19 protein-coding genes are annotated in these 23,757 nt (G+C 71.9%); 7 read left to right on the top strand and 12 right to left on the bottom strand.

Annotated elements, in window-relative coordinates; translation table 11 throughout:
• Positions 1 to 3: 3 nt before the first annotated feature.
• The 10 genes from ACFIF2_RS02790 to ACFIF2_RS02745 all read right to left on the bottom strand — a co-directional run bounded on the left by ACFIF2_RS02790 (position 4) and on the right by ACFIF2_RS02745 (position 12,994).
• Positions 4 to 1,785, bottom strand: coding sequence for an IucA/IucC family protein (locus ACFIF2_RS02790; RefSeq protein ID WP_395570831.1), 1,782 nt, complete (start codon positions 1,783 to 1,785; stop codon positions 4 to 6).
• A complete protein-coding gene (locus tag ACFIF2_RS02785) occupies positions 1,782 to 2,336 on the bottom strand; it encodes a GNAT family N-acetyltransferase (protein ID WP_395570830.1) in 555 nt (184 codons plus the stop codon). Before ACFIF2_RS02785 ends, ACFIF2_RS02790 begins: the two co-directional genes overlap by 4 nt.
• Positions 2,333 to 3,613 carry a lysine N(6)-hydroxylase/L-ornithine N(5)-oxygenase family protein gene (locus tag ACFIF2_RS02780; RefSeq protein WP_395570829.1) on the bottom strand — a complete coding sequence of 427 codons (1,281 nt, stop codon included), beginning with the start codon at positions 3,611 to 3,613 and terminating at the stop codon, positions 2,333 to 2,335. The genes ACFIF2_RS02785 and ACFIF2_RS02780 overlap by 4 nt, the downstream gene beginning before the upstream one ends.
• A complete protein-coding gene (gene desA / locus ACFIF2_RS02775) occupies positions 3,597 to 5,039 on the bottom strand; it encodes a lysine decarboxylase DesA (RefSeq protein WP_395570828.1) in 1,443 nt (480 codons plus the stop codon). The genes ACFIF2_RS02780 and desA overlap by 17 nt, the downstream gene beginning before the upstream one ends.
• A 179-nt stretch (positions 5,040 to 5,218) precedes the next feature.
• The gene (locus ACFIF2_RS02770) at positions 5,219 to 6,079 is read right to left on the bottom strand and encodes a siderophore-interacting protein (protein WP_395570827.1); all 861 of its coding nucleotides are present in this window, start codon (positions 6,077 to 6,079) and stop codon (positions 5,219 to 5,221) included.
• Between the two features lie 29 nt (positions 6,080 to 6,108).
• Positions 6,109 to 7,155, bottom strand: a complete 1,047-nt coding sequence (locus tag ACFIF2_RS02765) for an ABC transporter substrate-binding protein (protein ID WP_395570826.1) — start codon at positions 7,153 to 7,155, stop codon at positions 6,109 to 6,111.
• A gap of 142 nt (positions 7,156 to 7,297) precedes the next feature.
• Positions 7,298 to 8,458, bottom strand: coding sequence for an acyl-CoA dehydrogenase family protein (locus tag ACFIF2_RS02760; protein ID WP_395570825.1), 1,161 nt, complete (start codon positions 8,456 to 8,458; stop codon positions 7,298 to 7,300).
• A gap of 5 nt (positions 8,459 to 8,463) precedes the next feature.
• Positions 8,464 to 9,411, bottom strand: a complete 948-nt coding sequence (locus ACFIF2_RS02755) for a hydroxymethylglutaryl-CoA lyase (protein ID WP_395570824.1) — start codon at positions 9,409 to 9,411, stop codon at positions 8,464 to 8,466.
• Complete coding sequence (locus tag ACFIF2_RS02750; protein ID WP_395571038.1) at positions 9,408 to 11,339, bottom strand: acetyl-CoA carboxylase biotin carboxylase subunit; 1,932 nt, start codon at positions 11,337 to 11,339, stop codon at positions 9,408 to 9,410. Before ACFIF2_RS02750 ends, ACFIF2_RS02755 begins: the two co-directional genes overlap by 4 nt.
• Before the next feature lie 38 nt (positions 11,340 to 11,377).
• Positions 11,378 to 12,994, bottom strand: a complete 1,617-nt coding sequence (locus ACFIF2_RS02745) for a carboxyl transferase domain-containing protein (protein WP_395570823.1) — start codon at positions 12,992 to 12,994, stop codon at positions 11,378 to 11,380.
• A gap of 97 nt (positions 12,995 to 13,091) precedes the next feature.
• Between ACFIF2_RS02745 and ACFIF2_RS02740 the strand changes: the two genes are divergently transcribed.
• From ACFIF2_RS02740 to ACFIF2_RS02725, 4 genes are all read left to right on the top strand, one after another.
• Positions 13,092 to 13,691: a TetR/AcrR family transcriptional regulator gene (locus ACFIF2_RS02740; protein ID WP_395570822.1), complete on the top strand. Its 600-nt coding sequence runs from the start codon at positions 13,092 to 13,094 to the stop codon at positions 13,689 to 13,691.
• A gap of 114 nt (positions 13,692 to 13,805) precedes the next feature.
• Positions 13,806 to 14,963 (top strand): acyl-CoA dehydrogenase family protein, encoded by a 1,158-nt coding sequence (locus ACFIF2_RS02735; RefSeq protein WP_395570821.1) that lies wholly within the window; start codon positions 13,806 to 13,808, stop codon positions 14,961 to 14,963.
• A gap of 10 nt (positions 14,964 to 14,973) precedes the next feature.
• Positions 14,974 to 15,846 carry an acyl-CoA thioesterase gene (locus ACFIF2_RS02730; protein WP_395570820.1) on the top strand — a complete coding sequence of 291 codons (873 nt, stop codon included), beginning with the start codon at positions 14,974 to 14,976 and terminating at the stop codon, positions 15,844 to 15,846.
• Between the two features lie 5 nt (positions 15,847 to 15,851).
• Positions 15,852 to 16,832, top strand: coding sequence for a cation diffusion facilitator family transporter (locus ACFIF2_RS02725; RefSeq protein ID WP_395570819.1), 981 nt, complete (start codon positions 15,852 to 15,854; stop codon positions 16,830 to 16,832).
• A gap of 42 nt (positions 16,833 to 16,874) precedes the next feature.
• Here the strand turns inward: ACFIF2_RS02725 and ACFIF2_RS02720 are convergent, their stop codons facing one another.
• Together ACFIF2_RS02720 and ACFIF2_RS02715 are read right to left on the bottom strand one after the other, a co-directional pair.
• Positions 16,875 to 17,663: a phosphatase gene (locus ACFIF2_RS02720; RefSeq protein WP_395570818.1), complete on the bottom strand. Its 789-nt coding sequence runs from the start codon at positions 17,661 to 17,663 to the stop codon at positions 16,875 to 16,877.
• Positions 17,664 to 17,762: 99 nt separating this feature from the next.
• Complete coding sequence (locus tag ACFIF2_RS02715) at positions 17,763 to 19,364, bottom strand: helix-turn-helix domain-containing protein (protein WP_395570817.1); 1,602 nt, start codon at positions 19,362 to 19,364, stop codon at positions 17,763 to 17,765.
• Positions 19,365 to 19,574: 210 nt separating this feature from the next.
• On the opposite strand from ACFIF2_RS02715, the gene ACFIF2_RS02710 reads away from it, so the two are divergent.
• From ACFIF2_RS02710 to ACFIF2_RS02700, 3 genes are read left to right on the top strand one after another with little or no spacing between them, the layout of a single operon-like run.
• A complete protein-coding gene (locus tag ACFIF2_RS02710) occupies positions 19,575 to 21,044 on the top strand; it encodes a sodium:solute symporter (protein ID WP_395570816.1) in 1,470 nt (489 codons plus the stop codon).
• Between the two features lie 52 nt (positions 21,045 to 21,096).
• On the top strand, positions 21,097 to 22,068 hold the full coding sequence (speB, locus tag ACFIF2_RS02705; RefSeq protein WP_030969566.1) for an agmatinase: 972 nt from the start codon (positions 21,097 to 21,099) through the stop codon (positions 22,066 to 22,068).
• Positions 22,065 to 23,750, top strand: a complete 1,686-nt coding sequence (locus ACFIF2_RS02700) for a thiamine pyrophosphate-binding protein (RefSeq protein WP_395570815.1) — start codon at positions 22,065 to 22,067, stop codon at positions 23,748 to 23,750. The genes speB and ACFIF2_RS02700 overlap by 4 nt, the downstream gene beginning before the upstream one ends.
• Positions 23,751 to 23,757: the final 7 nt, after the last annotated feature.

Below are 23,757 nucleotides of genomic sequence, written 5' to 3'. Positions count from 1 at the left end.
TCGCTAGCGGCCCGCGATCGGGTTCTTCAGGGTGCCGACGAGCTGGAGCGCGCCGGACGGGTCCGCGAGGTCCACCATCTGCTCGTTGTTGCGCAGCTGGAGCCGGTTGAGGCAGGACAGGGAGAACTCGGGCGCGAACATGTCGTACCGGTCGAACTTGTCCGCCAGTTCCGGCACCGACTCCTGGTACTCCCGGGTGACCTCGGCGACCGTGCGCCAGAAGTCGTCCTCCGTCACGATCCCCTCCTCGGCGAGGTTCGCGGCGAGGAAGCGGAAGAAGCAGTCGAAGACGTCCGTGAAGATCGACAGCAGCTTCTTGTCCTCGGGCACCTCGACCGCGATCCGGGAGACCTCCGGCGGCAGCACCGCGTCCGGGTCCATCACCGCGATCTCCTCGGCGATGTCCTTGTAGACCGCGCGCCGCACCACCCCGTCCTCCAGGACCAGGATCACGTTCTCGCCGTGCGGCATGTAGACCAGGTCGTAGGCGTAGAAGCTGTGCAGCAGCGGGACGAAGTACGCCCGCAGGTAGTGCCGCAGCCACTCGGTGGGCGCGAGTCCCGACCGCTCGATCAGCGCGCCCGCGAAGGAGGCGCCCTGGTGGTCGACGTGGACGAGGGAGGCCATGGTGGCGAGCGTCTCGCCGTCCCTCAGGGACGGCACCGGGCTCTCGCGCCACAGCGCCGCCAGCATCTTGCGGTACGGCGAGTAGCGGTCGGTGGCCTGCTCGTACTCCAGGTGCCGGTAGCCGACGGCGGCCCGCTCCCGGATGATGCTCAGCCCCGTCGACTTCAGCACCGGGTCGCTCTCGATGAGCTGCGCCAGCCAGTCGTTGATGGCGGGGGTCGCCTCCATGTACGCCGCCGACAGGCCGCGCATGAAGCCCATGTTGAGGACGGACAGGGCCGTCTTCACGTAGTGCTTCTCGGGGTGCGAGGTGTTGAAGAAGGTGCGGATGGACTGCTGGGCCAGGTACTCGTCGTCGCCCTCGCCGAGGCAGACCAGGTGCCCGCGGGCGACCTCGGCGGCGAAGGTGACGGTGAGCTTGTTCCACCACTGCCAGGGGTGGACCGGGATGAACAGGTAGTCGGCCGGGTCCAGGCCCCGTTCGCGCAGGACGCCGTGGAAGCGGTCGACGGTCGCCTCGCCCAGCTCGTCGCGCACGAAGGACTCGTACTCGATGCCCACGCCCGCCGTGAACGCCGCCCGGGAGCGGTGCGCGGCCAGCCACACCAGCCGGACGGGGCTCGCGGTCTCGGGGGCGTACGACAGGTACTCGTGGATGCCGAAGCCGAGCCGTCCGTTGTTGGCGACGAAGCAGGGGTGGCCCTCGGTCATGCCGGTCTCGACGGCCTGGAAGTCGCTCCGGGCCAGTTCGGCGGAGGTGAGCTTCGGCTTGGTGAGCTTGTAGCAGGTGCCGGAGAGGGTGGAGGAGACCTCCTCCAGGTAGACCGGCAGGATCGCGTCGCTCAGGCCCAGCGACTCCTTCAGCTCGACGAAGAAGTCCAGCGCGGCGAGCGGCAGCTCGGTGCCGTCGCGGTGGCGGGTGATCGAGGCGGCGTCCACCTGCCAGTGGTCCAGGGCGCGGACGGTGGCGGTGAAGCGGTACTCGGTGGTGCCGTCGTCGGAGCGGACGACGTACGTGTCACCCGTGTCACCCGTGGACCGTTCCGGTGTGAGCAGCCGCTCGTGGGTGAACTCGGCCAGGGCCTTGCGGACCAGGAGGCGGTTGGCCTGCTCCCAGCGCTCGGGGGAGAGGTGGGCGACGGCGTCGGCGAGGCTCATGCGGACACCGCCTTCTCGAACTGCTCGCGGGTGCAGAAGCTCAGCAGCGCCTTCTTCTCCGGCTTCTGGATCTCGCGCTCGGGCACGAAGCCGACGGCCGCGTTCAGGGCGTGGACGGCCTTGTTGTCGATGTCGGGCTCGACGACGACACGGGCGGTCGCCGGGTCGGCGAACAGCTCGGCCATGACGGCGGTGATCACGGCGCGGGTGAAGCCGTGCACGGGCCGATCGGTGGGGGCGACCAGGAAGTGCATGCCGACGTCGCCCGGCTCGGGTTCGTACAGGCCGGTCAGCTCGCGGTGGACCGGGTCGTACTTCTCCATCAGGAAGGCGGGGACGCCGTCGTGCAGGCCGAGGTAGGCGTGGTGGTGCTCGTCGGCGGCTATCTCCATGTACGCCCGCTCGACGTCCACGAGCGTGGCGTCCTGCATCATCCAGAACGCGGACTTGGGGTGCGTGACCCAGTCGTGCAGCAGGCCGGCGTCCTTCAGGGGGTCGAGGGGGCGGATGGTCAGGGCGCCGAGCCCGGCGGCCGTGGTGGGGGTGGTCATACGCTGAACTCCTGGAACGCGATCGACTTCTCGACCGGGTAGTACTCGGTGCCGAGCAGCTCTCGGATGATGTAGCTGTTGCGATAGGCACCCATGCCCAGATCGGGGCTGGTGATGCTGTGCGTGTGGACACCCGCGTTCTGCAGGAACACGCCGCTTCCCGTGACGTCGACGGCGTAGTTGCGGGCCACGTCGAGGTTGCCCCGGGAGTCGTAGCGCAGCCGCTCCCGGACGGGCTTGAGGAACTCCGGCTCGGCGTACCGGTAGCCGGTGGCCAGGATCAGCCCCTGGGTCTCGATCTCGAAGTCCGTGCCCCGCTCCTCCTGCCGGAAGCCGAGGGTGTACGTGCCGTCCGCGTACCGGGCGTCGGTCAGGGCCGAGTTGGTGAGCAGGCGGGTGGGGACGGGGCCGCCGAGTCTCTTCTGGTAGAGCAGGTCGAAGATCTCGTTGATCAGATCGCCGTCGATGCCCTTGAACAGGCCCTTCTGCTCGGCCGTGAGCCGGTAGCGGGTGTCCTCGGGCAGCGCGTGGTAGTAGTCCACGTACTCCGGTGAGGTCATCTCCAGCGTGAGCTTGGTGTACTCGAGGGGGAAGAAGCGCGGCGAGCGGGTCACCCAGTTGAGCTGGTAGCCGTGGACGTCGATCTCGCCGAGCAGGTCGTAGTAGATCTCGGCGGCGGACTGGCCGCTGCCGACCAGCGTGATCGACTCCTTCTTCACCAGCTCCGCCCGCCGCTGCACGTAGCGCGAGTTGTGGAGGAAGTCGCCGGACAGGCCCCGGCAGGCGTCCGGGATGTGCGGCGGGGTGCCGGTGCCGAGGACCAGACGGCGGGCGCGGTAGGTGTCGCCGCCGGTCGTGGCGACGGCGTACAGCTCCTCGCGCTCGTCGTACGTCACCTCGGTGACCGTGGTGGAGAAGCGGACGCTGCTCAGTTTGTTCGCGGCCCAGCGGCAGTAGTCGTCGTACTCGACGCGCAGCGGGTAGAAGTTCTCCCGGATGTAGAACGAGTAGAGCCGGCCCTTCTCCTTCAGGTAGTTGAGGAAGGAGTACGGGGAGGTCGGGTCGGCGAGGGTGACCAGGTCCGACATGAACGGGGTCTGGAGGTGGGCGCCCTCCAGGAACATGCCGGCGTGCCACTCGAAGTCCGGCTTGGACTCCAGGAAGACGCCGTTCAGCTCGGCGATGGGCTCGGTGAGGCAGGCGAGGCCGAGGTTGAAGGGGCCGAGGCCGATCCCGACGAAGTCGTACGTCGTGGTGGACTCAGGAAGCGCGGTCAAGGGACTCTCCCAGGTACTGCTCGGCGTGGCCGGCGATCAGGTCGAGGACGGCGGCGATGTCGGCCGTGGTCGTCTCGGGGTTGAGCAGGGTGAACTTCAGGTAGTGGCGGCCGGCCACCTTGGTGCCCGCGACCACGGCGTCGCCGGAGGCGAACAGGGCCTTGCGGGCGTACAGGTTGGCGCGGTCGATCTCGGCGGGGTCGGTGACGGCCGCCGGGATGTAGCGGAAGACCAGCGTGGACAGGCTCGGCCGGACGACCACGTCGTAGCGCGGGTCGGCGGCGAGCAGCTGCCAGCCCTCGGCGGCCAGGTCGCACACCTCGTCGAACAGCTGCCCGATGCCGTCGGCGCCCATCACGCGCAGCGTCATCCACAGCTTGAGCGCGTCGAAGCGGCGGGTGGTCTGGAGGGACTTGTCCACCTGATTGGGGATACGTTCCTGCACCATGCGGCGCGGGTTGAGGTACTCCGCGTGGTAGGTGGCGTGGCGCAGCGTGGCCGCGTCCCGCACCAGCACGGCGGACGAACTCACCGGCTGGAAGAAGGACTTGTGGTAGTCCACGGTGACCGAGTCGGCGCGCTCGATGCCGGCGATGCGGTCCCGGTACTTCAGGGAGGCGAGCAGTCCGCAGCCGTAGGCCGCGTCCACGTGCATCCACACGCCGTACTGCTCGCACAGCCCGGCGATCTCCGGCAGTGGGTCGATGGAGCCGAAGTCGGTGGTGCCGCCGGTGGCGACGACGGCCATGGGGACCAGGCCGTCAGCCGCGCAGCGCTCCAGTTCGCGGGCGAGGGCGACGGTCTGCATCCGCTTGTCGTGGTCGACGGGGATGGTCACGACGGCGTCGGGGCCGAGGCCGAGCAGTTTCGCCGACTTCTTCACGCTGAAGTGGCTGACCTTGGAGGCGAACACGCGCAGTTTCGTGAAGTCGTCGCTCTTGGCCTCCTCGCGGGCCAGCAGCAGCGCCTGGAGGTTGGACTGCGTGCCGCCGGAGGTGAAGACGCCGTCGGCCGCCGGGCCGAGACCGATGCGGGCGGTCGTCCAGTCGATCAGCTTCCGCTCGATCAGGGTGCCGCCGGCCGACTGGTCCCAGGTGTCCAGGGAGGAGTTGACCGCGGACAGCACCGCCTCGCCGAGCACGGCCGGGATGACGACCGGGCAGTTGAGGTGGGCGAGGTAGCGGGGGTGGTGGAAGTAGACCGCGTCGCGGAGGTAGACGTCCTCCAGCTCGTCGAGGACCGCGGCCGTGTCGTGCAGGGGCCGGTCGAGGTCGATCGCGTCGATGCGGGGAGAGAGGGCGTCGACCGTGACGCCGGTGAACGGGCGGTCGGTGGTGGCGATTCTGGCGGCCACCCGCTCGACTCCTTCGGTCACCGAGCGGCGGTACTGCTCCGCGGTGGCGTCGTTGAGCAGGTGCGAGCGCATGTGGGGGTCCTCCGGTGGGGACGGTCCGAGAGGGACGGGAGAGGGCGGGCGCCCTCGCTTCGACTTAGGTTAGCCTAACCTAAGTCACTCAGATCAAACGCGTACCGGTACGTGACTGCCGTCACTTACGCCTCAACTAGCCCGCGCAGGGGACGAGTTGAGGAGGACGGTCCGATGTCTCAGCCCTGCTCGCGCAGTTGTTCCTCCGTCAGGCCCTGTCGCCAGTAGCCGACGAAGGTGACGCGGCGGCGGTCGACGCCGCGTTCGCCCACGAAGTGCCGGCGCAATTGCTTGACGCGGCCGGACTCGCCGGCGATCCAGACGTACGGGTGCTCGGCGGGCGGCAGTTCGGCCGCGCGGAGGGCGGCGAGGGTCGTCGCGGGGCCGTCACCGGAGTCCTTGACCAGCCAGGTGACCTCGGCGTCCGCGGCGGTCGCGAGGCCCTGCACGTCCTCGGCGTGCGGCACCTCCAGCCACACCCGGGCGCGGGTGCCGGCCGGCAGTGCCTCGACGATGGCGCAGGCGGCCGGGACGGCGGTCTCGTCGCCCCAGATCACCACCAGGTCGGTGTCCTCGGGCGGCCGGAAGCGGATCGCCCGGTTGTCGGCGACCGCCGGGCCGATCAGCAGCACCCGGTCGCCGGGAGCCGCGCCGGCGGCCCAGCGGGCGGCGGGGCCGGCCTGGACCGGCGACTCCGGTTCGACGCCGTGCAGCACGAAGTCGATGTCGATCTCGGCCGTGTCCCCGTGGGCGTCCCGGCGCAGGGCGCGCAGGGTGTACGAGCGCATCACCGCCCGCACGTCGTCGGGCAGTTCACGCCAGCCCTGCCACCACCCGTCGCCCAGCTCGACGGGCACGGCGGGCTCCGGCTGGCCCGGGTGCGGCAGGAACAGCGACAGGGACTGGTCCCGCCCGTCGGAGTGGAAGGCGCGCAGGTCGGGCCCGGCGAAGGTGACCCGGGCCAGGGACGGGCCGAGCCGCCTCGTCCGTACGACCTGGAGGGAGAAGAAACGGAACGGGGCGGCCACGGCCGTCGTCATGAAGGGCTCCGGGAGGGAGAGGGGGAGGGTCAGCCGACCTTCTTGGCGTTCTCGATCGCCTCGGCCAGGTTGTCGAGCAGCGGCGTGCACTTGTCGTAGGACAGGATCGGCTCGGGGGAGCGGGCGATGACCTGGCCGGCCTTGACCGCGGGGAGCTGCTTCCAGGTGCCCTCGGTGATGTCCGCGGGCTGGATGGTGGAGGCGCGGTCGTCCATGATGATGATGTCGGCCGGGTACTTGTCGGCGTTCTCCCAGCTCAGGGACTCGAACCAGCCACCGGTGGCCTTCTTGGCCGCCTCCGAGGGCTCGACGAAGTTCACGCCGAGGGCCTTGTAGTACTCCAGGTCGACCGAGAGGTTGGTGCCGGAGACGTAGAAGAGTTCGGCGCTCGCGGAGCCGGCCAGCACCCGGATCTCGGGCTTGGCCTTCGCGGCGGCGCGCAGCCGGGCGGCGGCCTTCTCGAAGGCGGCCTTGGCGTCGGTGACCTTCTTGGCCTTCATGTCCGCGCCGAGCGACTCGGCCAGCTCCCACATGCGCTGGAGCGGCTGGGTGAGCTGGCGGTCGAAGACGGAGATCGCGACGCTCGGGGCCAGCTTGGCGATCTTGTCCTTGGAGTCCTCCGGGACGGACCACAGGGTGCCCGCGGTGTCGAAGGTCGTGGTGATGAGCACCTCGGGCACGAGGGCGGCGTACTTCTCGACGTTGAGCTTGCCCCACTCGTTGCCGAGCACGGTCACCTTGTCGACGTCGAGGTCGCCGGCCTGGACGTCGGGCTTGCCGTCCTTGGTGGTGGTGGGACCGAAGACGCCCTTGACCTGGACGCCGTAGTCATGGAGGGCGGCGGCGACACCGGTGAAGGCGACGATGTTCGCCGGCACCTTGTCCAGCTTCACGGTGGTGCCGCGGTCGTCCTTGAAGGACCAGGGGCCGGACTTGGCGGCGCCCGTGTCCTTGCCGCCGTCGCCGCTGTTCGCGTCGTCGTCACCGCAGGCCGCGAGCACGGCACCGAGGCCGAGGGCACCGCCTGCGGCGAGGATTCCACGGCGGGTCGGACGGGTAGCTCTGGCGTTGAACATGGCGTGGCTGCTTTCGAACGGTGCGGAGCATCCGCGGGACAAGTCGAAGGTAGGTTAGCCTAACCTCAGATCTTGTCCAGAGGGTGGCCCCGCGGAGCGCCGGGGCGGAGCCGGCACAGGCCCCGCCCGAGCGGCCCGCGCCTCAGCTCACCAGGCCCAACTCCCGCGCGATCAGCATCCGCTGGACCTCGCTGGTGCCCTCGCCGATCTCCAGGATCTTCGCGTCCCGCCACATGCGGGCCACGGGGTACTCGTTCATGAAGCCGTAGCCGCCGTGAATCTGGGTGGCCTCACGGGCGTTGTCCACGGCCACCGTCGACGAGTACAGCTTCGCCAGGGCCGCCTCCTTCTTGAACGGCTCGCCCGCCACCAGCCGGGAGGCCGCGTCCCGCCACGCCAGCCGGGACGTGTGCGCCTTCATCTCCATGTCGGCGATCTTGAACTGGATGGCCTGGTTGGCGCCGATCGGCCTGCCGAAGGCGTGACGTTCCTTCGCGTACTTGACGGACTCGTCCACGCAGCCCTGCGCGAGCCCCGTGCCCAGCGCGGCGATGGCGACGCGCCCCTCGTCGAGGATGCGCAGGAACTGCGCGTACCCGCGGCCCTGTTCGCCCAGCAGGTTCGCCGCCGGGACCCGGACGTCGGAGAAGGACAGCTCACGGGTGTCCGACGCGTTCCAGCCGACCTTCGAGTACGGGGCGGCCACCGTGAAGCCCGGGGTGCCGGACGGGACGATGATCGCCGAGATCAGGGGCCGGCCGTCCGGCTTGCGTCCGGTGACCGCCGTGACCGTCACCAGACCCGTGATGTCCGTGCCCGAGTTGGTGATGAAGCACTTGGTGCCGTTGATGACCCACTCGTCCGTCGCCTCGTCGAGGCGGGCCGTCGTCCGCGTCGCCCCCGCGTCCGAGCCGCCGTCCGGCTCGGTCAGACCGAAGGCGCCCAGGATCTCGCCGGAGCACAGCCGGGGCAGCCACGTCCGCTTCTGCTCCTCGGTGCCGAACAGGTGGATCGGCATCGCGCCCAGCGAGACGCCCGCCTCCAGCGTGATGGCCACCGACGAGTCGACCCGGGCCAGTTCCTCCAGGGCGATGCCGAGGGCGAGGTAGTCGCCGCCCATGCCGCCGTACTCCTCCGGGAAGGGCAGGCCGAACAGGCCCATGCGGCCCATCTCCCGCACGATCTCGTACGGGAACTCGTGCCGCTCGTAGAAGTCGCCGATCTTGGGCGCCACGACGTCGTGGGCGAACTCCTCGACCGTGCGGCGGAGTTCGTCAAGTTCGGGGGAGAGGTGGTGGTCCATGGCTGTCACTGCTCCTGGTGGGAGAGGGCGCGTACGGTGCGGGACGGGCTGGGTCGGCCCAGGTGGGCGGCCATCCAGACGCTGGTGGCGACGAGACGGCCGAGGTCGACCCCGGTCTCGATGCCGAGGCCGCGCAGCATCCACACGAGGTCCTCGGTGGCGAGGTTGCCGGTGGCGGACTTGGCGTAGGGGCAGCCGCCCAGGCCGCCGGCGGAGGCGTCGACGGTCCGCACGCCGTGCCTGAGGGCGGTGCAGGTGTTGGACAGGGCCTGGCCGTAGGTGTCGTGGAAGTGCACGCCGAGCGCGTCCACGGGGACGCCGGCGCCGGTGAGGGCGGTGAGCAGGGCGCTCACGTGGCCCGGGGTCGCCACGCCGATCGTGTCGCCCAGGCTCAGCTCGTCGCAGCCCATGTCCAGCAGGGCGCGGCAGACCCGCACCACCTGCTCGACGGGGACCGCGCCCTCCCACGGGTCGCCGAAGCACATCGACAGGTAGCCCCGGACGTGGACGTCCGCGTCCTTCGCCCGCGCCACCACCGGCTCGAACATGGCCAGCGCCTCGTCCACCGTCCGGTTCAGGTTGGCCTTGGCGAAGGACTCCGTGGCACTGGCGAAGACCGCGACCCGGCGGGCGCCGAGCGCGAGGGCGCGGTCGAGGCCGCGTTCGTTCGGCACCAGGACGGGCAGCTCGACCGGCAGGTCGGCGACGGCGGGGAACAGCTCCTCCGCGTCCGCCAACTGCGGCACCCACTTGGGGTGCACGAAGCTCGTCGCCTCGATGGTCGTCAGGCCCGTGCCGGCCAGGCGGCGGACGAACTCCGCCTTCACCGCCACCGGCACGGTCGCCTTCTCGTTCTGGAGGCCGTCGCGCGCGCCCACCTCGTGGATGCGGACGCGGGCGGGCAGTCCTTCGGCCGGTACGGCCATGGGCAGGCCCAGCTCGGGGGCGTTCACGACGTCTCCTCCTCTACCGGGGCGATGACCGCGAGCACCTGGTCCATGGCGACGGTCGTGCCCGGCGCCACGTCCAGCTCGGCGACGGTGCCCGCGTGCGGGGCGGAGATGACGTGCTCCATCTTCATCGCCTCCACCACCAGCAGGCTCTGCCCGGCGCTCACCTCGTCGCCGACGGCGACCTTCACCACCGTCACCGTGCCCGGCATCGGCGCGGTCAGCGAGTCGGCGCCCGCGTGGGCGGCGCCCGAGAGGGAGGCGGCGACCGGGTCGTGGTCGCGCACGTGCCAGGCGTCGCCGTCGCGGCCGAGCCAGTCGGCGGCGCGGTGGAAGGTGTGCCGGACGCCGTCCACCGTCACCGACACGCGGTCCTCGGTGACGGTGTGCGTGCCGCGCGGGGTGTGCTCCACCGGGTCGGTGACCCGCAGGTGGAAGGCGACCGGCTTCGGCTCGCCGCCCATGCGCCAGCCGCTGGGCACCGAGAACGGGTCCGTCCAGCCGTCGCCGCGCGGACGCAGCGCGTCCAGCCGTACGGCCGCCGCCGCCTCGTACACCTCCTCCGGCACGTCGGTGGCGACCAGGGAATCGACCTCCCGCTCCACCAGCCCCGTGTCCAGCTCGCCCGCCACCACCGCCGGGTGCGCGAGCAGCCGCCGCAGGAACCCGGCGTTGGTCTGCACGCCCAGTGTCACTGTCCGGGCGAGGGCCGCCCGCAGCTTGCGCAGGGCGGTGGCGCGGTCGGGGCCGTACGCGATCACCTTGGACAGCATCGGGTCGTAGAGGCTGCCGACCTCGGTGCCCTCGCTGAGCCCGGAGTCGGTGCGCACGCCGTCGCCCTCCGGCTCGTGCAGCCGCAGCACCGTGCCGCCGGAGGGGAGGAAACCGCGCGCCGGGTCCTCCGCGCACAGGCGGGCCTCGATCGCGTGCCCGGTCAGCCGTACGTCCTCCTGCGCGAACCCGAGCCGCTCGCCCGCCGCCACCCGCAGCTGCCACTCCACCAGGTCCAGGCCCGTGACCAGCTCGGTCACCGGGTGCTCCACCTGGAGGCGGGTGTTCATCTCCATGAAGTAGTACTGCGAGGGGTCCTCGCCCGGCACGATGAACTCCACCGTGCCCGCGCCCCGGTAGCCGCAGGAGCGGGCCGCCTGCACGGCCGCCTCGCCCATCGCCGCACGGGTCGCCTCGTCGAGCAGGACGCTCGGCGCCTCCTCGATGACCTTCTGGTGCCGGCGCTGCAGCGAGCACTCGCGCTCGCCCAGGTGCACCACGTTCCCGTGGCCGTCGGCCAGGACCTGGATCTCGATGTGCCGGGGCCGGTCGATCCACCGCTCCACCAGCAGCGTGTCGTCGCCGAAGGAGGCGCGCGCCTCGCGGCGGGCGGCGGCGATCTCGTCGGCGAGCAGGGCCTCGTCCCGCACCAGCCGCATGCCCTTGCCGCCACCACCGGCCGACGGCTTCAGCAGCACCGGCGTCCCGATCTCGCGGGCGGCCTGCGCGAGCTGCGCGTCCGTCAGGCCGCTGCCGCTGGAGCCGGGGACGACCGGCACCCCGGCCGCCTGCACCGTCTCCTTGGCCCGGATCTTGTCGCCCATCAGGGCGATGGCGTCGGCGGGCGGCCCGATGAAGACCAGCCCCGCCTCCTCGCAGGCCCGCGCGAAGCCGGCGTTCTCGGCGAGGAAGCCGTACCCCGGGTGGACGGCCTGCGCCCCCGTCCGGGCGGCGGCCTCCAGCAGCCGCTCGACGGAGAGATAGCTCTCCGCCGCCGGCGCCGGACCGATCCGTACCGCCTCGTCGGCCTCCCGCACGTGCCGCGCGTCCGCGTCGGCGTCGGAGAAGACCGCCACCGAGCGCACGCCCATCGAACGCAGGGTCCGGACGACACGCACCGCGATCTCACCGCGGTTGGCGACGAGCACGGTGTCGAACATGCGTGGCGTCTCGTTCGTGTTCTGCATGGGTCCCCTCCTCACATCCGGAAGACGCCGAACTGGGGGTCGCCCAGTGGCGCGTTGGCACACGCGGTCAGGGCCAGTCCCAGCACCTGCCGGGTGTCGGCGGGCTCGATCACCCCGTCGTCCCACAGGCGGGCGGTCGCGTAGTAGGCGTTGCCCTGGTGCTCGTACTGGGCGCGGATCGGCGCCTTGAAGGTCTCCTCCTCCTCGGCCGGCCACTCCTCCCCGCGCGCCTCCAGCTGGTCCCGCTTGACCGTGGCCAGCACGGACGCGGCCTGCTCGCCGCCCATGACGGAGATCTTGGCGTTGGGCCACATCCACAGGAAGCGCGGCGAGTACGCCCGTCCGCACATCGAGTAGTTCCCGGCGCCGTACGACCCGCCGACCACCACCGTCAGCTTCGGCACCCGGGTGCACGCCACCGCCGTCACCATCTTGGCGCCGTGCTTGGCGATGCCGCCCGCCTCGTAGTCCTTGCCGACCATGAACCCGGAGATGTTCTGCAGGAACACCAGCGGGATGCCGCGCTGGTCGCACAGCTCGATGAAGTGGGCGCCCTTCTGGGCCGACTCGGCGAACAGGATGCCGTTGTTGGCGACGATGCCGACCGGGTGGCCGTGGACGCGGGCGAAGCCGGTGACGAGGGTCTGCCCGTACTCGGACTTGAACTCGGCGAACCGGGAGCCGTCCACCACCCGCGCGATGACCTCGCGGACGTCGTAGGGGGTGCGGGAGTCGACCGGGACCACGCCGGACATCTGCTGCGGGTCGACCTTGGGCTCGACGGCGGGCTCCACGCCCCACGGGAGCGCGCCGCGCTCGGGCAGTGTGGAGACGATCTGCCGCACGATCCTGAGCGCGTGCGGGTCGTCCTCGGCCAGGTGGTCGGTCACCCCGGAGACGCGGGAGTGCACCTCGCCGCCGCCCAGCTCCTCCGCCGTGACCACCTCGCCGGTGGCCGCCTTCACCAGCGGCGGGCCGCCCAGGAAGATCGTCCCCTGATTGCGGACGATCACCGCCTCGTCGCTCATCGCCGGGACGTACGCCCCGCCCGCCGTGCAGGAGCCGAGGACGGCGGCGATCTGCGGGATGCCGGCGCCGGACATCCGGGCCTGGTTGTAGAAGATCCGCCCGAAGTGCTCGCGGTCGGGGAAGACCTCGTCCTGCATCGGCAGGAAGGCGCCCCCGGAGTCCACCAGGTACAGGCACGGCAGCCGGTTCTCCAGCGCCACCTCCTGCGCCCGCAGGTGCTTCTTCACCGTCATCGGGTAGTACGTGCCGCCCTTGACGGTCGCGTCGTTGGCGACGATCACGCACTCCCGGCCGCTGACCCGGCCGATCCCGGCGATCACGCCGGCCGCCGGGGCCTGTCCGTCGTAGAGCCCGTCGGCCGCGAGCGGCGCCAGCTCCAGGAACGGCGAGCCCGGATCGAGCAGCGTGTCCACGCGGTCGCGCGGCAGCAGCTTGCCGCGCGCGGTGTGCCGGGCCCTGGCCCGCTCACCGCCGCCGAGCCGGGCCGCGGCGAGCTTGGCGCGCAGCTCCTCCACGAGGACGCGGTGCGCCTCCTCGTTGGCCCGAAAGGCCTCGGACGCGGGATCCGCCGCCGTCGTCAGCTCCGGTGCCTCGTGCATCCTGCGGTCCCCTCACCCAGTGATCGACCAGTTAATGAGCGTTAACGCATTTCCCTCAGGTTAACGACCGCTAACCTCCCTGTCTAGAATCGATCCCATGGCCACGAGAACCGACGCCCCCACCCGCCGCGAGCAGATCCTCAAGGAGGCCGCCCGGCTCTTCGCCGAGCGCGGCTTCCACGGCGTCGGCGTCGACGAGATAGGCGCCGCGGTCGGCATCAGCGGCCCCGGCCTCTACCGGCACTTCGCCGGCAAGGACGCGATGCTCGCCGAGCTGCTGGTCGGCATCAGCGACTCGCTGCTGACCGGGGCGAAGCGGCGGCTGGCGGAGGCGGACGGGGTGACCGGTCCGGAGGCCGTCCTCGACTCGCTCATCGAGGGTCACATCGACTTCGCGCTCGACGACCGCCCGCTCATCACCCTGCACGACCGGGAGCTGGACCGCCTCCGGGACGCCGACCGCAAGATGGTGCGGCAGTTGCAGCGCCAGTACGTCGAGCTGTGGGTCGGGGTGGTGCGCGACGTCTATCCGGGGGTGGCGGAGCCGAACGCCCGCTCGGCGGTGCACTCGGTCTTCGGCCTGCTGAACTCCACCCCGCACCTCGGCCGGCCCGGCTCCCTGCCGGGCCGCACGACGACGGCGGCGCTGCTGCACCGGATGGCGCGGGGGGCGTTCGCGGCGGTGGCCGCCGACTGAAAAGGGTGGGGGAGTGACGAGGGTTACCCACGCCCCGCTCTGGACGCTCCTCCCTACCCGCCGGTACGGTGAAGTCTGAGCAAGCGCTTAGATACGTACCTTGGAGGTGGCGCGGTGCGCCGTACGGTGTTCAACGAGGACCACGAGGCGTTCCGGGAGACCATCCGCGCCTTCATCGAGGCCGAGGTCGTCCCCGTCTACGACGAGTGGTTCGCCGCGGGCCAGGCGCCGCGCGAGTTCTACTACAAGCTCGGCGAGCTGGGCATCTTCGGCATCAACGTGCCCGAGGAGTTCGGCGGCGCGGGCATGGACAGCCACAAGTTCGAGGCCGTCCTCTACGAGGAGACCGCCCGCGCGGGCGTCCAGTTCGGCGGCTCCGGCGTGCACGTGCTGCTCGCCCTGCCGTACATCAAGATGCTGGCCACGGACGAGCAGAAGAAGCGCTACCTGCCGAAGTTCGTCACCGGTGAGGAGATGTGGGCCATCGCGATGACGGAGCCGGGCACCGGTTCCGACCTCGCGGGCATGAAGTCCACCGCCAAGCTCTCCGAGGACGGCACCCACTACGTCCTCAACGGCGCCAAGACCTTCATCACCGGCGGCGTGCACGCCGACAAGGTGATCGTCTGCGCCCGCACCGCCGCGCCCACCGCCGAGGACCGCCGTCACGGCATCTCCCTGTTCGCCGTGGACACCAAGTCCGAGGGCTACTCGGTCGGCCGCAAGCTGGACAAGCTGGGCCTGCGCACCTCCGACACCGCCGAGCTGGCCTTCGTCGACGTCAAGGTGCCCGTCGAGGACCTGCTCGGCGAGGAGAACAAGGGCTTCTCCTACCTCGGCCACAACCTGGCCTCCGAGCGCTGGGGCATCGCCTTCGGCGCCTACGCCCAGGCCGCCGCCGCCGTCCGGTTCGCCAAGCAGTACGTGCAGGACCGCACCGTCTTCGGCAAGCCCGTCGCCGCCTTCCAGAACACCAAGTTCGAGCTGGCCGCCTGCCAGGCCGAGGTGGACGCCGCCGAGGCCGTCGCCGACCGCGCGACCGAGGCCCTGGACGCCGGCGAGCTGACCCCCGCCGAGGCCGCCAGCGCCAAGCTGTTCTGCACCGAGGTCGCCCACCGCGTCATCGACCGCTGCCTCCAGCTGCACGGCGGCTACGGCTACATGAACGAGTACCCGATCGCCCGTCTGTACGCCGACAACCGCGTCAACCGCATCTACGGCGGCACCAGCGAGGTCATGAAGATGATCATCGCGAAGAACATGGGCCTGTGACCCTCGGGGCATGAGCGAAGCACTCCAGTCCCTCCTCGACCTGCTCGACCTCGAGCGGATCGAGGAGGACATCTACCGCGGCCACTCCCGTTCCGCCGTCGTCCCCCGGGTCTTCGGCGGGCAGGTGGCCGCCCAGGCGCTGGTCGCCGCCGGACGCACGGTCCCCGCGGATCGGCTCGCGCACTCCCTGCACGCGTACTTCCTGCGTCCCGGCGACCCCGGCGCGCCCATCGTCTACAACGTCGACCGGCTGCGCGACGGCCGCTCCTTCACCACCCGCCGCGTGGTCGCCGTCCAGCACGGCAAGCCGATCTTCGGCCTGTCGGCGTCCTTCCAGACGTACGAGGACGGCCTCGACCACCAGGCCCCGATGCCGGCCGCCCCGGACCCGGCGACCCTCCCCACCGGCGAGGACCGGCTGCGGAGCTATCCGCACCTGCCCGCCGAGACCGTGGAGCGGTTCCTCGAGGCCCGCGCCGCCGTCGACCTGCGCTACGTCGACGACCCGCCGTTCGGTGACTTCGGCACCCCGCGCGAGCCGCACTCCCAGGTGTGGTTCCGCACCAACGGCAAGCTGTCCGACGACCCCCTGCTGCACGTCGTCCTCGCCACCTACGTCTCCGACATGACCCTCCTCGACTCGGTGCTCCTCGCGCACGGCCGGGGCGGCTGGGCCGTCGGGGACGTCGTCGGCGCCTCCCTGGACCACGCGATGTGGTTCCACCGGCCCTTCCGCGCCGACGAGTGGCTGCTGTACGACCAGCAGTCGCCGTCCGCGTCCGGCGGCCGCGGCCTGGGCCAGGCCCGGATCTACACCGAGGACGGAAGGCTGGCCATCTCGGTCATCCAGGAAGGCGTGGTGCGCGTACCTCGGGAACACTGAGGGGCATGGCGGAACCTGCGCGCGGGAAACGAGAGGCGAACGGCGGCGAGAGCACCTTCACGGTGCTGGTCGCCGCCTTCGCCAATCTGGGCATCGCCGTCGCCAAGGCGGTGGCCGGCGTGATCAGCGGATCCAGCGCGATGCTGTCGGAGGCCGCGCACTCGGTCGCCGACACCGTCACCGAGGTCCTGCTGCTGACCTCCCTCAAACGCAGCGCACGCCCCGCCGACGAGGACCACCCCCTCGGCCACGGCCCCGAGCGCTACATCTGGGCCCTGCTCGCCGCCGTCGCCACCTTCGTAGGCGGCGCCGTCTTCTCCCTCTACGACGGCGTCCACACCCTCACCCACGGCGAGGAACCCGGCGACCCGCTCATCGCCTACCTCGTCCTCGCCGTCGCGTTCCTCCTGGAGGGCTACTCGCTGCGCACCGGCCTGAAGCAGGCGCGCGGCGAGGCCCGCCGCCACAAGGTGCCCTTCGGGCGCTACCTGCGCCGCACCCCCGACACCGCCGTGAAGGCCGTCGTCATGGAGGACTCCGCCGCCCTGGCCGGTCTGCTGCTGGCCGCGGGCGGACTGCTCGGCGGGCAGCTCACCGGCTCCGGCGGCTGGGACGGCGTCGCCTCCCTGTGCATCGGCGCCCTGCTGCTGTACGTCGCCTGGGTGCTGGGCCGCTCCAACGCCGAGTTCCTCATCGGCCGCCCGCTGCCCCGCACCGTGCGCGAGCGGATCCGCGCGGAACTGATGGGCGTCGAGCACATCGAGGCCGTACTGGAGCTGACCACCCTCGTGCAGGGGCCGCGCGAGGCACTGGTCGCCGCCAAGGTCGACTTCCGGGACGTGGCGACGGCGGCGCAGATCGAGTGGGCGTGCGAGCGGGCCGAGCAGCGGCTGCGCGAGGAGTTCCCGGTGATCCGCCGGGTCTACCTGGACCCGACGCCCGGGTTCGCGCAGCGCCGCTCGGAAGGGCTCAACCCCTGGCCGTGACGGCGGGCGGGCTGAGGGGCAAGGTGCTACTTCGGCAAGGGGCTACTTCAGCCCCGCCTCCGCCAGCAGGTACGCCGTCATCGGGTCGTAGTGGCGCGGGCTGACCACGTGGTCGTCCAGCGGCACCGCGACCTGGAGGGTGCCCTCGGACTCGGCGAGGAAGAGCGCCGGGTCGTTGCAGTCGGCGTAGCCGACGGAGTCGACGCCGTGCTGACCGGCGTACCCGGCCCAGCCGTGGTCGGCGACCACCAGGTCGGGCAGCGGGCGGCCCGCGCGCTCCAGGCCGGTCAGGATGGCCTTCATGGGCTCACCGGAGTGTGTGTGCCACAGCGAGGCGCCGTGCTCCAGCACCGCCACGTCCGCGAACTGCTGGACGTATCCCTCCTCCGTGGCCAGCCCCTCCGGGATCACGACGATCTCGCAGCCCGCCGCCCGCAGCGCGTCGGCGGTGGCCCGGTGCACGTCGAGCAGGCCGCCCGGATGGCCGGTCGCGAACAGCACCCGCTGCCCGCCGTCGGCCGCCTTGCGCAGCCGGCCGGCCATGCGCTCCAGCGCGGCCACCGTCAGCTCCGGGTCGATGGTGTCCTGGCCGTACCGGTACTCCGGGTCGTCGTTGACGCCGACCCGCTCCGCCATCACCGCGAGCACGTCCTGCTCGTCGGTCCAGCGGTCGCCCAGCTCCAGGCCGAGCCAGAAGCCCCGGTCGCCGTTGGCGAGCTTGCGGTAGTGGGAGAGGTTGTTCTCGCGGGGCGTGGCGACGTCGCCCGCGATGCGCGTTCTGACGAGGTGTTCGGCGAGTTCGGCGCGGCTGGGTGTCCCGGGTATCGGCATGGCTCCATTGTGGGGCAGCCGCCACGCGGCGTCTTCGGCATGTCACCCGCTGGGACACGGGTCACGCCGCCTGCGTCTCCCGCTCGTTCACCCGCTCGTTCAGGTGCGCCGCAGCGCGAACCACAGCTCCATCCGCACGTCCGGGTCGTCGAGGTCGGCGTCGAGCAGGGCCGCGCAGCGGGCGATGCGCTGCCGGACGGTGTTGCGGTGCACGGACAGGGCGACGGCGGTGCGGTCCCAGCTGCCGTGCAGGGAGAGCCAGGCGCGCAGCGTCTCGGTGAGCGCCGGCACGGCGGCGACGGGTTCGAGCAGGGCCCGCGCGTGCGCCTCGGCCTCGCCGTCCGGCACGAGGTCGGCGAGCGCGGGCCGCCCGCCGTGCCGGACCACGGGCGCGCGCGTGGCCCTGGCCCTGGCCAGCGCACGGGCCGCCTGGGCGTCGCCCGCCGCCCACTCGGCGGGGGTGACGGGCGCGCTGACGCCGAGCGTCCAGCCGGACTGCGGCGCGGGTCGGGGGTCGGCGGTGCCGCCGGGTCCGGTGGACGCGGCGGCCGTCCCGGAGGCGCCGGCCCGCGCCCGCGGCTCGTCCCCGGCAGCCGCCCCCGCGTCGGGGTGCGGTCCGGCCGGGACGAGCACCCGGACGACGTCGCCGGCCGGGTCGACCAGCGGGGAGCCGAGGGCCGCGCCCAGGGCGGAGGCGGCGACCGGGTCGGGGGAGCCGGTGGTCGGGCGGGCGTGTACGACGTGCCAGCGGGCGGCACCCGCGCCGTCCCCGTCCCCGGCACCTCCGCCGAGCAGGGGTGCCACCTCCTCGGGCCGGGCGCCCAGCAGCAGCCGTACCAGCGCCGAGGAGCGGGCCGCGCCCGTGCCGCTCTGGTGCTCGCCGGTGAGCAGCGAGAGCAGGACCGCGGCGACCGACGCGATGGTGTGGTCCCCGGACTCCCGGTGCGGGGCCGCCACCCCGAGGACGAAGCCCTGCCCCGTGCCGAGGGCGTACGCGGCGAGCCGGGTGCCGGCGACGGTGTCCGTGGCGGTGGCGGTGGCGGAGGCGTGCGTGGTGACGAACCGGGCCAGCTCCGCCAGCGCCCGCCGCACCTCACCGCCGGGCTCCCGCCCCGCCGCCGCGATCCGGGCGCCCCGCGGCCCGTACAGCACCGCCCGTCCGTCGAGCCGGGCGGCCAGCCGGCGCAGCACCGACGGCACCGGGTCCGGCCGGGAGGCCGCCGCGGCCAGCGCCTGCTGGGCCTCGGAGACCCGGCGCAGCTCGGCCATCCGGGCCTGCGCCATCAGCCGCCACACCGCACGGGCCACGCCCGAGAACGTCGTGCGCGGCGGCACCTCCAGCAGCGGCAGCCCGTACGCCTCGCACGCCGCGACCAGCGCCCTCGGCACGGTGTCGTGCACCGGCGCCACACCGAAGCCGAGTGCCGCGCCGCCCGCCGCGACGATCCGCGCGACATAGTCGTCGAAGTAGGTCCCCGAGCCCGCCGCCTCGGGGATGTGCACGCCCGCCGTCAGCAGCAGGTCGCCGCCCAGCAGGTACGGGAAGGGGTCGGACATCTCCGAGGTGTGCGCCCCGTGGATCGTCACCCCGGCCGGCGGCGGTCCGGCCAGCAGGCGCAGGCCCAGGTCCTCGCGGGCCAGCAGGGCCGCGAGCGACACCGGGGGAGTGGGAGGCGTCGGCGGAACGGCCGATTCCTGCATGGTGGACGATCCCTCCATCCGAGCGGTCCCGAATGGATGAAACGTACACTTCGCAGTCGCTTTTCAGCCACCTAGTGTCAACCTCGACCGGCGGCCGCGGGTACGGGCGGATGTCCCCGCGACCAGCCACCGGGCACATCCCACCGGACAGCACACCGGACACCACACCCACCGCACGACACGCCACCGACACAGGCGAAGGAGGCCCCCATGGCCGTCGACTACATCGTGATCGTCGTCTATCTCGCCGGCATGCTGGCCATGGGCTGGTGGGGCATGCGCCGCGCCAAGTCCAAGAGCGAGTTCCTCGTCGCCGGACGGCGTCTCGGCCCCGCCATGTACTCCGGCACCATGGCGGCGATCGTCCTCGGCGGCGCGTCCACCATCGGCGGCGTCGGCCTCGGCTACCAGTACGGACTGTCCGGCGCCTGGATGGTCGTCACCATCGGCCTCGGCATCCTCGCCCTGTCCGTCTTCTTCTCCGCCCGCATCGCCCGGCTGAAGGTCTACACCGTCTCCGAGATGCTCGACCTGCGCTACGGCGGCCGGGCGGGCATCATCTCCGGCGTCGTCATGTGGGCGTACACCCTGATGCTGGCCGTCACCTCCACCATCGCCTACGCGACGATCTTCGACGTCCTCTTCGACGTGAACCGCACCCTCGCGATCGTCCTCGGCGGCTCGATCGTCGTCGCCTACTCCACGCTCGGCGGCATGTGGTCCATCACGCTCACCGACATGGTGCAGTTCGTGGTGAAGACCATCGGCGTGCTGCTCCTGCTGCTGCCCATCGCGGTCGTCAAGGCCGGCGGCTTCAGCGAGATGAAGGCCCAGCTGCCCACCGAGTACTTCGACCCGCTCGGCATCGGCGGCGAGACGATCTTCACCTACGTGCTGATCTACACCTTCGGCATGCTCATCGGCCAGGACATCTGGCAGCGCGTGTTCACCGCGGGCAGCGACCGCACCGCCAAGTGGGGCGGCACCGTCGCCGGCACCTACTGCCTCGTCTACGCCGTCGCCGGCGCGATCATCGGCACGGCGGCCAAGGTGCTCTACCCGAAGCTCGCCAGCCCCGACGACGCCTTCGCCACCATCGTCAAGGACGAGCTGCCGATGGGCGTGCGCGGCCTCGTCCTGGCCGCCGCCCTCGCCGCGGTGATGTCCACGTCCTCCGGCGCCCTCATCGCCTGCGCCACCGTCGCCAACAACGACATCTGGTCCCGGCTGCGCGGCGTGATGCGGAAGACGGACGCGGGGGAGGAGCACGACGAGGTCAAGGGCAACCGCGCCTTCATCCTCGCCATGGGCGTCGCGGTGATCCTCATCTCCATCGCCCTCAACGACGTAGTCGAGGCCCTCACCGTCGCCTACAACCTCCTCGTCGGCGGCCTCCTCGTCCCCATCCTCGGCGGACTGCTGTGGAAGCGCGGCACCGCGCAGGGCGCCCTCGCCGCCGTCGCCGTCGGCGGCGTCGCGGTCGTCGGCCTCATGGCGGCCTACGGCATCCTCGCCAACGAGCCCGTCTACTACGGCCTCCTGGCCTCCCTCGCCGTCTACGTGGCCGTCTCCCTGGCGACCCGCCCCACCGACGAGGCGACCCTCACCGCCTGGCGGGAACGCCTCGCCGGCCGGGCTCCCGAACCCCAGTCCGAACCGGCTGTCCCGGCTCCCCAGTAGAGTCGGACAGCGGCAGTACATACGCGACGAAGCGTAAGAAGGAAGGCAGTACATGAGCAGCAACGAGACGCCCCGCGGCCCCGTCGACTCCTCCCGCGTCCCGCGGTACGCGGGTCCCGCGACCTTCGCCCGGCTGCCCCGCCTGGACGAAGTCGGCACGGCCGACGTCGCCGTGGTGGGCGTCCCGTTCGACTCGGGCGTCTCCTACCGGCCGGGAGCCCGCTTCGGCGGCAACGCCATCCGCGAGGCCTCCCGCCTGCTGCGCCCGTACAACCCGGCCCAGGACGCCTCCCCCTTCGCCCTCGCCCAGGTCGCCGACGGCGGCGACATAGCCGTCAACCCGTTCAACATCAACGAGGCCGTCGAGACCGTCGAGGCCGCCGCCGACGACCTCCTCGGCACCGGCGCCCGCCTGATGACCCTGGGCGGCGACCACACCATCGCCCTGCCGCTGCTGCGCTCGGTCGCCAAGAAGCACGGCCCCGTCGCCCTGCTCCACTTCGACGCCCACCTGGACACCTGGGACACCTACTTCGGCGCCGAGTACACCCACGGCACCCCGTTCCGCCGCGCCGTCGAGGAGGGCATCCTCGACACCTCCGCCCTCTCCCACGTCGGCACCCGCGGCCCCCTGTACGGCAAGCAGGACCTCACCGACGACGAGAAGATGGGCTTCGGCATCGTCACCTCCGCCGACGTCTACCGGCGCGGCGCCGACGAGGTCGCCGACCAGCTCCGCCAGCGCATCGGCGACCGCCCCCTGTACATCTCCATCGACATCGACTGCCTGGACCCCGCCCACGCCCCCGGCACCGGCACCCCCGAGGCCGGCGGCATGACCTCCCGCGAACTGCTGGAGATCCTGCGCGGCCTCGCGTCCTGCAACCTCGTGTCGGCCGACGTCGTCGAGGTGGCCCCCGCCTACGACCACGCCGAGATCACCTCGGTCGCGGCCTCCCACACCGCGTACGAACTGACCACGATCATGTCCCGCCAGATCGCCCAGGAGAAGGCAGCGAAGTGACCCACGACCACGACCTGGTACTCCGTCCGACCGCCGCCCAGACGGAGGCCGCCCTGAACCCTCCCGGCGGCCGCAACGGCGGAGACCTGGTCGTGGAGAGTCTGGCCGCGCTCGGCGCGACCACCGTCTTCGGCCTGCCCGGCCAGCACGCCCTCGGCATGTTCGACGCGCTGCGCCGCTCCGACCTGCGCTACATCGGCCTGCGCGTGGAGAACAACGCCGGTTTCGCGGCCGACGCCTACGGCCGCGTCACCGGCGAGGCCGCCCCGCTGCTCCTGTCGACCGGCCCGGGAGCCCTCACCTCCCTCGCCGCGCTCCAGGAGGCGCGGGCGGCCTCCGCCCCCGTCCTGGCGATCAGCAGCCAGGTCCCGACGGCCGGCCTGGGCGGCGGACGCCACGGCTACCTGCACGAACTCCCCGATCAGGCCGCCTCCTTCCGGGGTGTGGTGAAGTCCGTCCACACGGTCCGCACCCAGTCCCAGATCCCGTCCGCCATCGCGGCGGCCTGGACGTCGGCGCTGACCGTCCCGCACGGCCCGGTGTGGGTGGAGATCCCGCAGGACGTGCTCCTGTCCGAGACGCCGATCCCGGTGGTGACGGGCGGCGACACCTTCCCCGAGGAACTGCCCCCGCGCCCCGAACTCACCGCGGTCGCCGCCGACCTGCTCTCCCGCGCCGAACGCCCCGCGATCATCGCGGGCGGCGGAGTCGTCCGGGCGGACGCGTCGAGGAAGCTGCGGCAGCTCGCGGAACGCCTCCAGGCGCCCGTCGTCACGACCTTCGGCGGCAAGGGCGCGTTCCCCTGGACGCACCCCCTGTCCCTCCAGTCCTGGCTGGAGGACCGCCACACCACGGACTTCCTGGAGGACGCCGACGTCCTCCTCGTCGTCGGCTCGGGCCTCGGCGAACTCTCCTCGAACTACCACACGTTCAAGCCGCGCGGCCGGGTGATCCAGATCGAGGCCGACCTCGGCAAACTGGAGTCCAACCACCCCGCCCTCGGTGTCCACGCCGACGCCCGGCTCGCCCTCCAGGCCCTGCTGGAGACGGTGGACGAGCGCACCGACCCCACCGCCCCCGAGCGCGTACGCGAGGTGCTGGACAAGGTCCGCGAGCGCATCGCGTCCCAGGGACTCACCCTGGAGCAGGACGTGCTGGCCGCCGTCCGCGCGGCGCTCCCGGCCGGCTCCCCGTCCTTCTGGGACATGACCATCCTGGCCTACTGGGCGTGGTCGGCCTTCGACGCCAAGGCCCCCAACACCATGCACTCCGCCCAGGGCGCCGGCGGCCTCGGCTACGGCTTCCCGGCGGCCCTGGGAGCCGCCGCCGCGGACCCCACCCACCCCGTCCTGGCGGTCTCCGGCGACGGCGGCGCCCTGTACTCCATCGCCGAACTCGCCACCGCCCGCCAGTACGACCTGAACGTCACCTGGCTCATCGTCGACGACGGCGGCTACGGCATCCTGCGCGAGTACATGACGGACGCCTTCGGTCAGCCCACGGCGACGGAACTGACCCGCCCCGACTACGTGGCCCTCGCCGAGTCGTTCGGGGTGCCCGGAGTGCGTACGTCACCTCAGACGCTGGAGGCCGACCTGGCGAAGGCCCTGGCCGCACCGGGGCCCTCGGTGGTCGTCCTCCCCGCCGTCCTGCGGATGTTCGCGCCGACGCACCTCGGCTGAGGCGAGG

This window comes from Streptomyces sp. BK79 (assembly GCF_044142145.1).
In the GTDB taxonomy this organism is placed as follows: Bacteria; Actinomycetota; Actinomycetes; order Streptomycetales; family Streptomycetaceae; genus Streptomyces.
Note: the sequence above shows the minus strand (reverse complement) of the source record. Positions and strands in the feature narration are given on the sequence as shown.

Bases quoted from the DNA above. Each gene is read 5' to 3' on its own strand.
- ACFIF2_RS02720 (WP_395570818.1), bottom strand. From the start codon at position 17,663: ATGCCGATACCCGGGACACCCAGCCGCGCCGAACTCGCCGAACACCTC.
- ACFIF2_RS02790 (WP_395570831.1), bottom strand. From the start codon at position 1,785: ATGAGCCTCGCCGACGCCGTCGCCCACCTCTCCCCCGAGCGCTGGGAG.
- desA (WP_395570828.1), bottom strand. From the start codon at position 5,039: ATGCGCTCGCACCTGCTCAACGACGCCACCGCGGAGCAGTACCGCCGC.
- ACFIF2_RS02740 (WP_395570822.1), top strand. From the start codon at position 13,092: ATGGCCACGAGAACCGACGCCCCCACCCGCCGCGAGCAGATCCTCAAG.
- ACFIF2_RS02770 (WP_395570827.1), bottom strand. From the start codon at position 6,079: ATGACGACGGCCGTGGCCGCCCCGTTCCGTTTCTTCTCCCTCCAGGTC.
- ACFIF2_RS02725 (WP_395570819.1), top strand. From the start codon at position 15,852: ATGGCGGAACCTGCGCGCGGGAAACGAGAGGCGAACGGCGGCGAGAGC.
- ACFIF2_RS02750 (WP_395571038.1), bottom strand. From the start codon at position 11,339: ATGTTCGACACCGTGCTCGTCGCCAACCGCGGTGAGATCGCGGTGCGT.
- ACFIF2_RS02710 (WP_395570816.1), top strand. From the start codon at position 19,575: ATGGCCGTCGACTACATCGTGATCGTCGTCTATCTCGCCGGCATGCTG.
- ACFIF2_RS02760 (WP_395570825.1), bottom strand. From the start codon at position 8,458: ATGGACCACCACCTCTCCCCCGAACTTGACGAACTCCGCCGCACGGTC.
- ACFIF2_RS02785 (WP_395570830.1), bottom strand. From the start codon at position 2,336: ATGACCACCCCCACCACGGCCGCCGGGCTCGGCGCCCTGACCATCCGC.
- ACFIF2_RS02715 (WP_395570817.1), bottom strand. From the start codon at position 19,364: ATGCAGGAATCGGCCGTTCCGCCGACGCCTCCCACTCCCCCGGTGTCG.
- ACFIF2_RS02745 (WP_395570823.1), bottom strand. From the start codon at position 12,994: ATGCACGAGGCACCGGAGCTGACGACGGCGGCGGATCCCGCGTCCGAG.
- ACFIF2_RS02765 (WP_395570826.1), bottom strand. From the start codon at position 7,155: ATGTTCAACGCCAGAGCTACCCGTCCGACCCGCCGTGGAATCCTCGCC.
- ACFIF2_RS02730 (WP_395570820.1), top strand. From the start codon at position 14,974: ATGAGCGAAGCACTCCAGTCCCTCCTCGACCTGCTCGACCTCGAGCGG.
- speB (WP_030969566.1), top strand. From the start codon at position 21,097: ATGAGCAGCAACGAGACGCCCCGCGGCCCCGTCGACTCCTCCCGCGTC.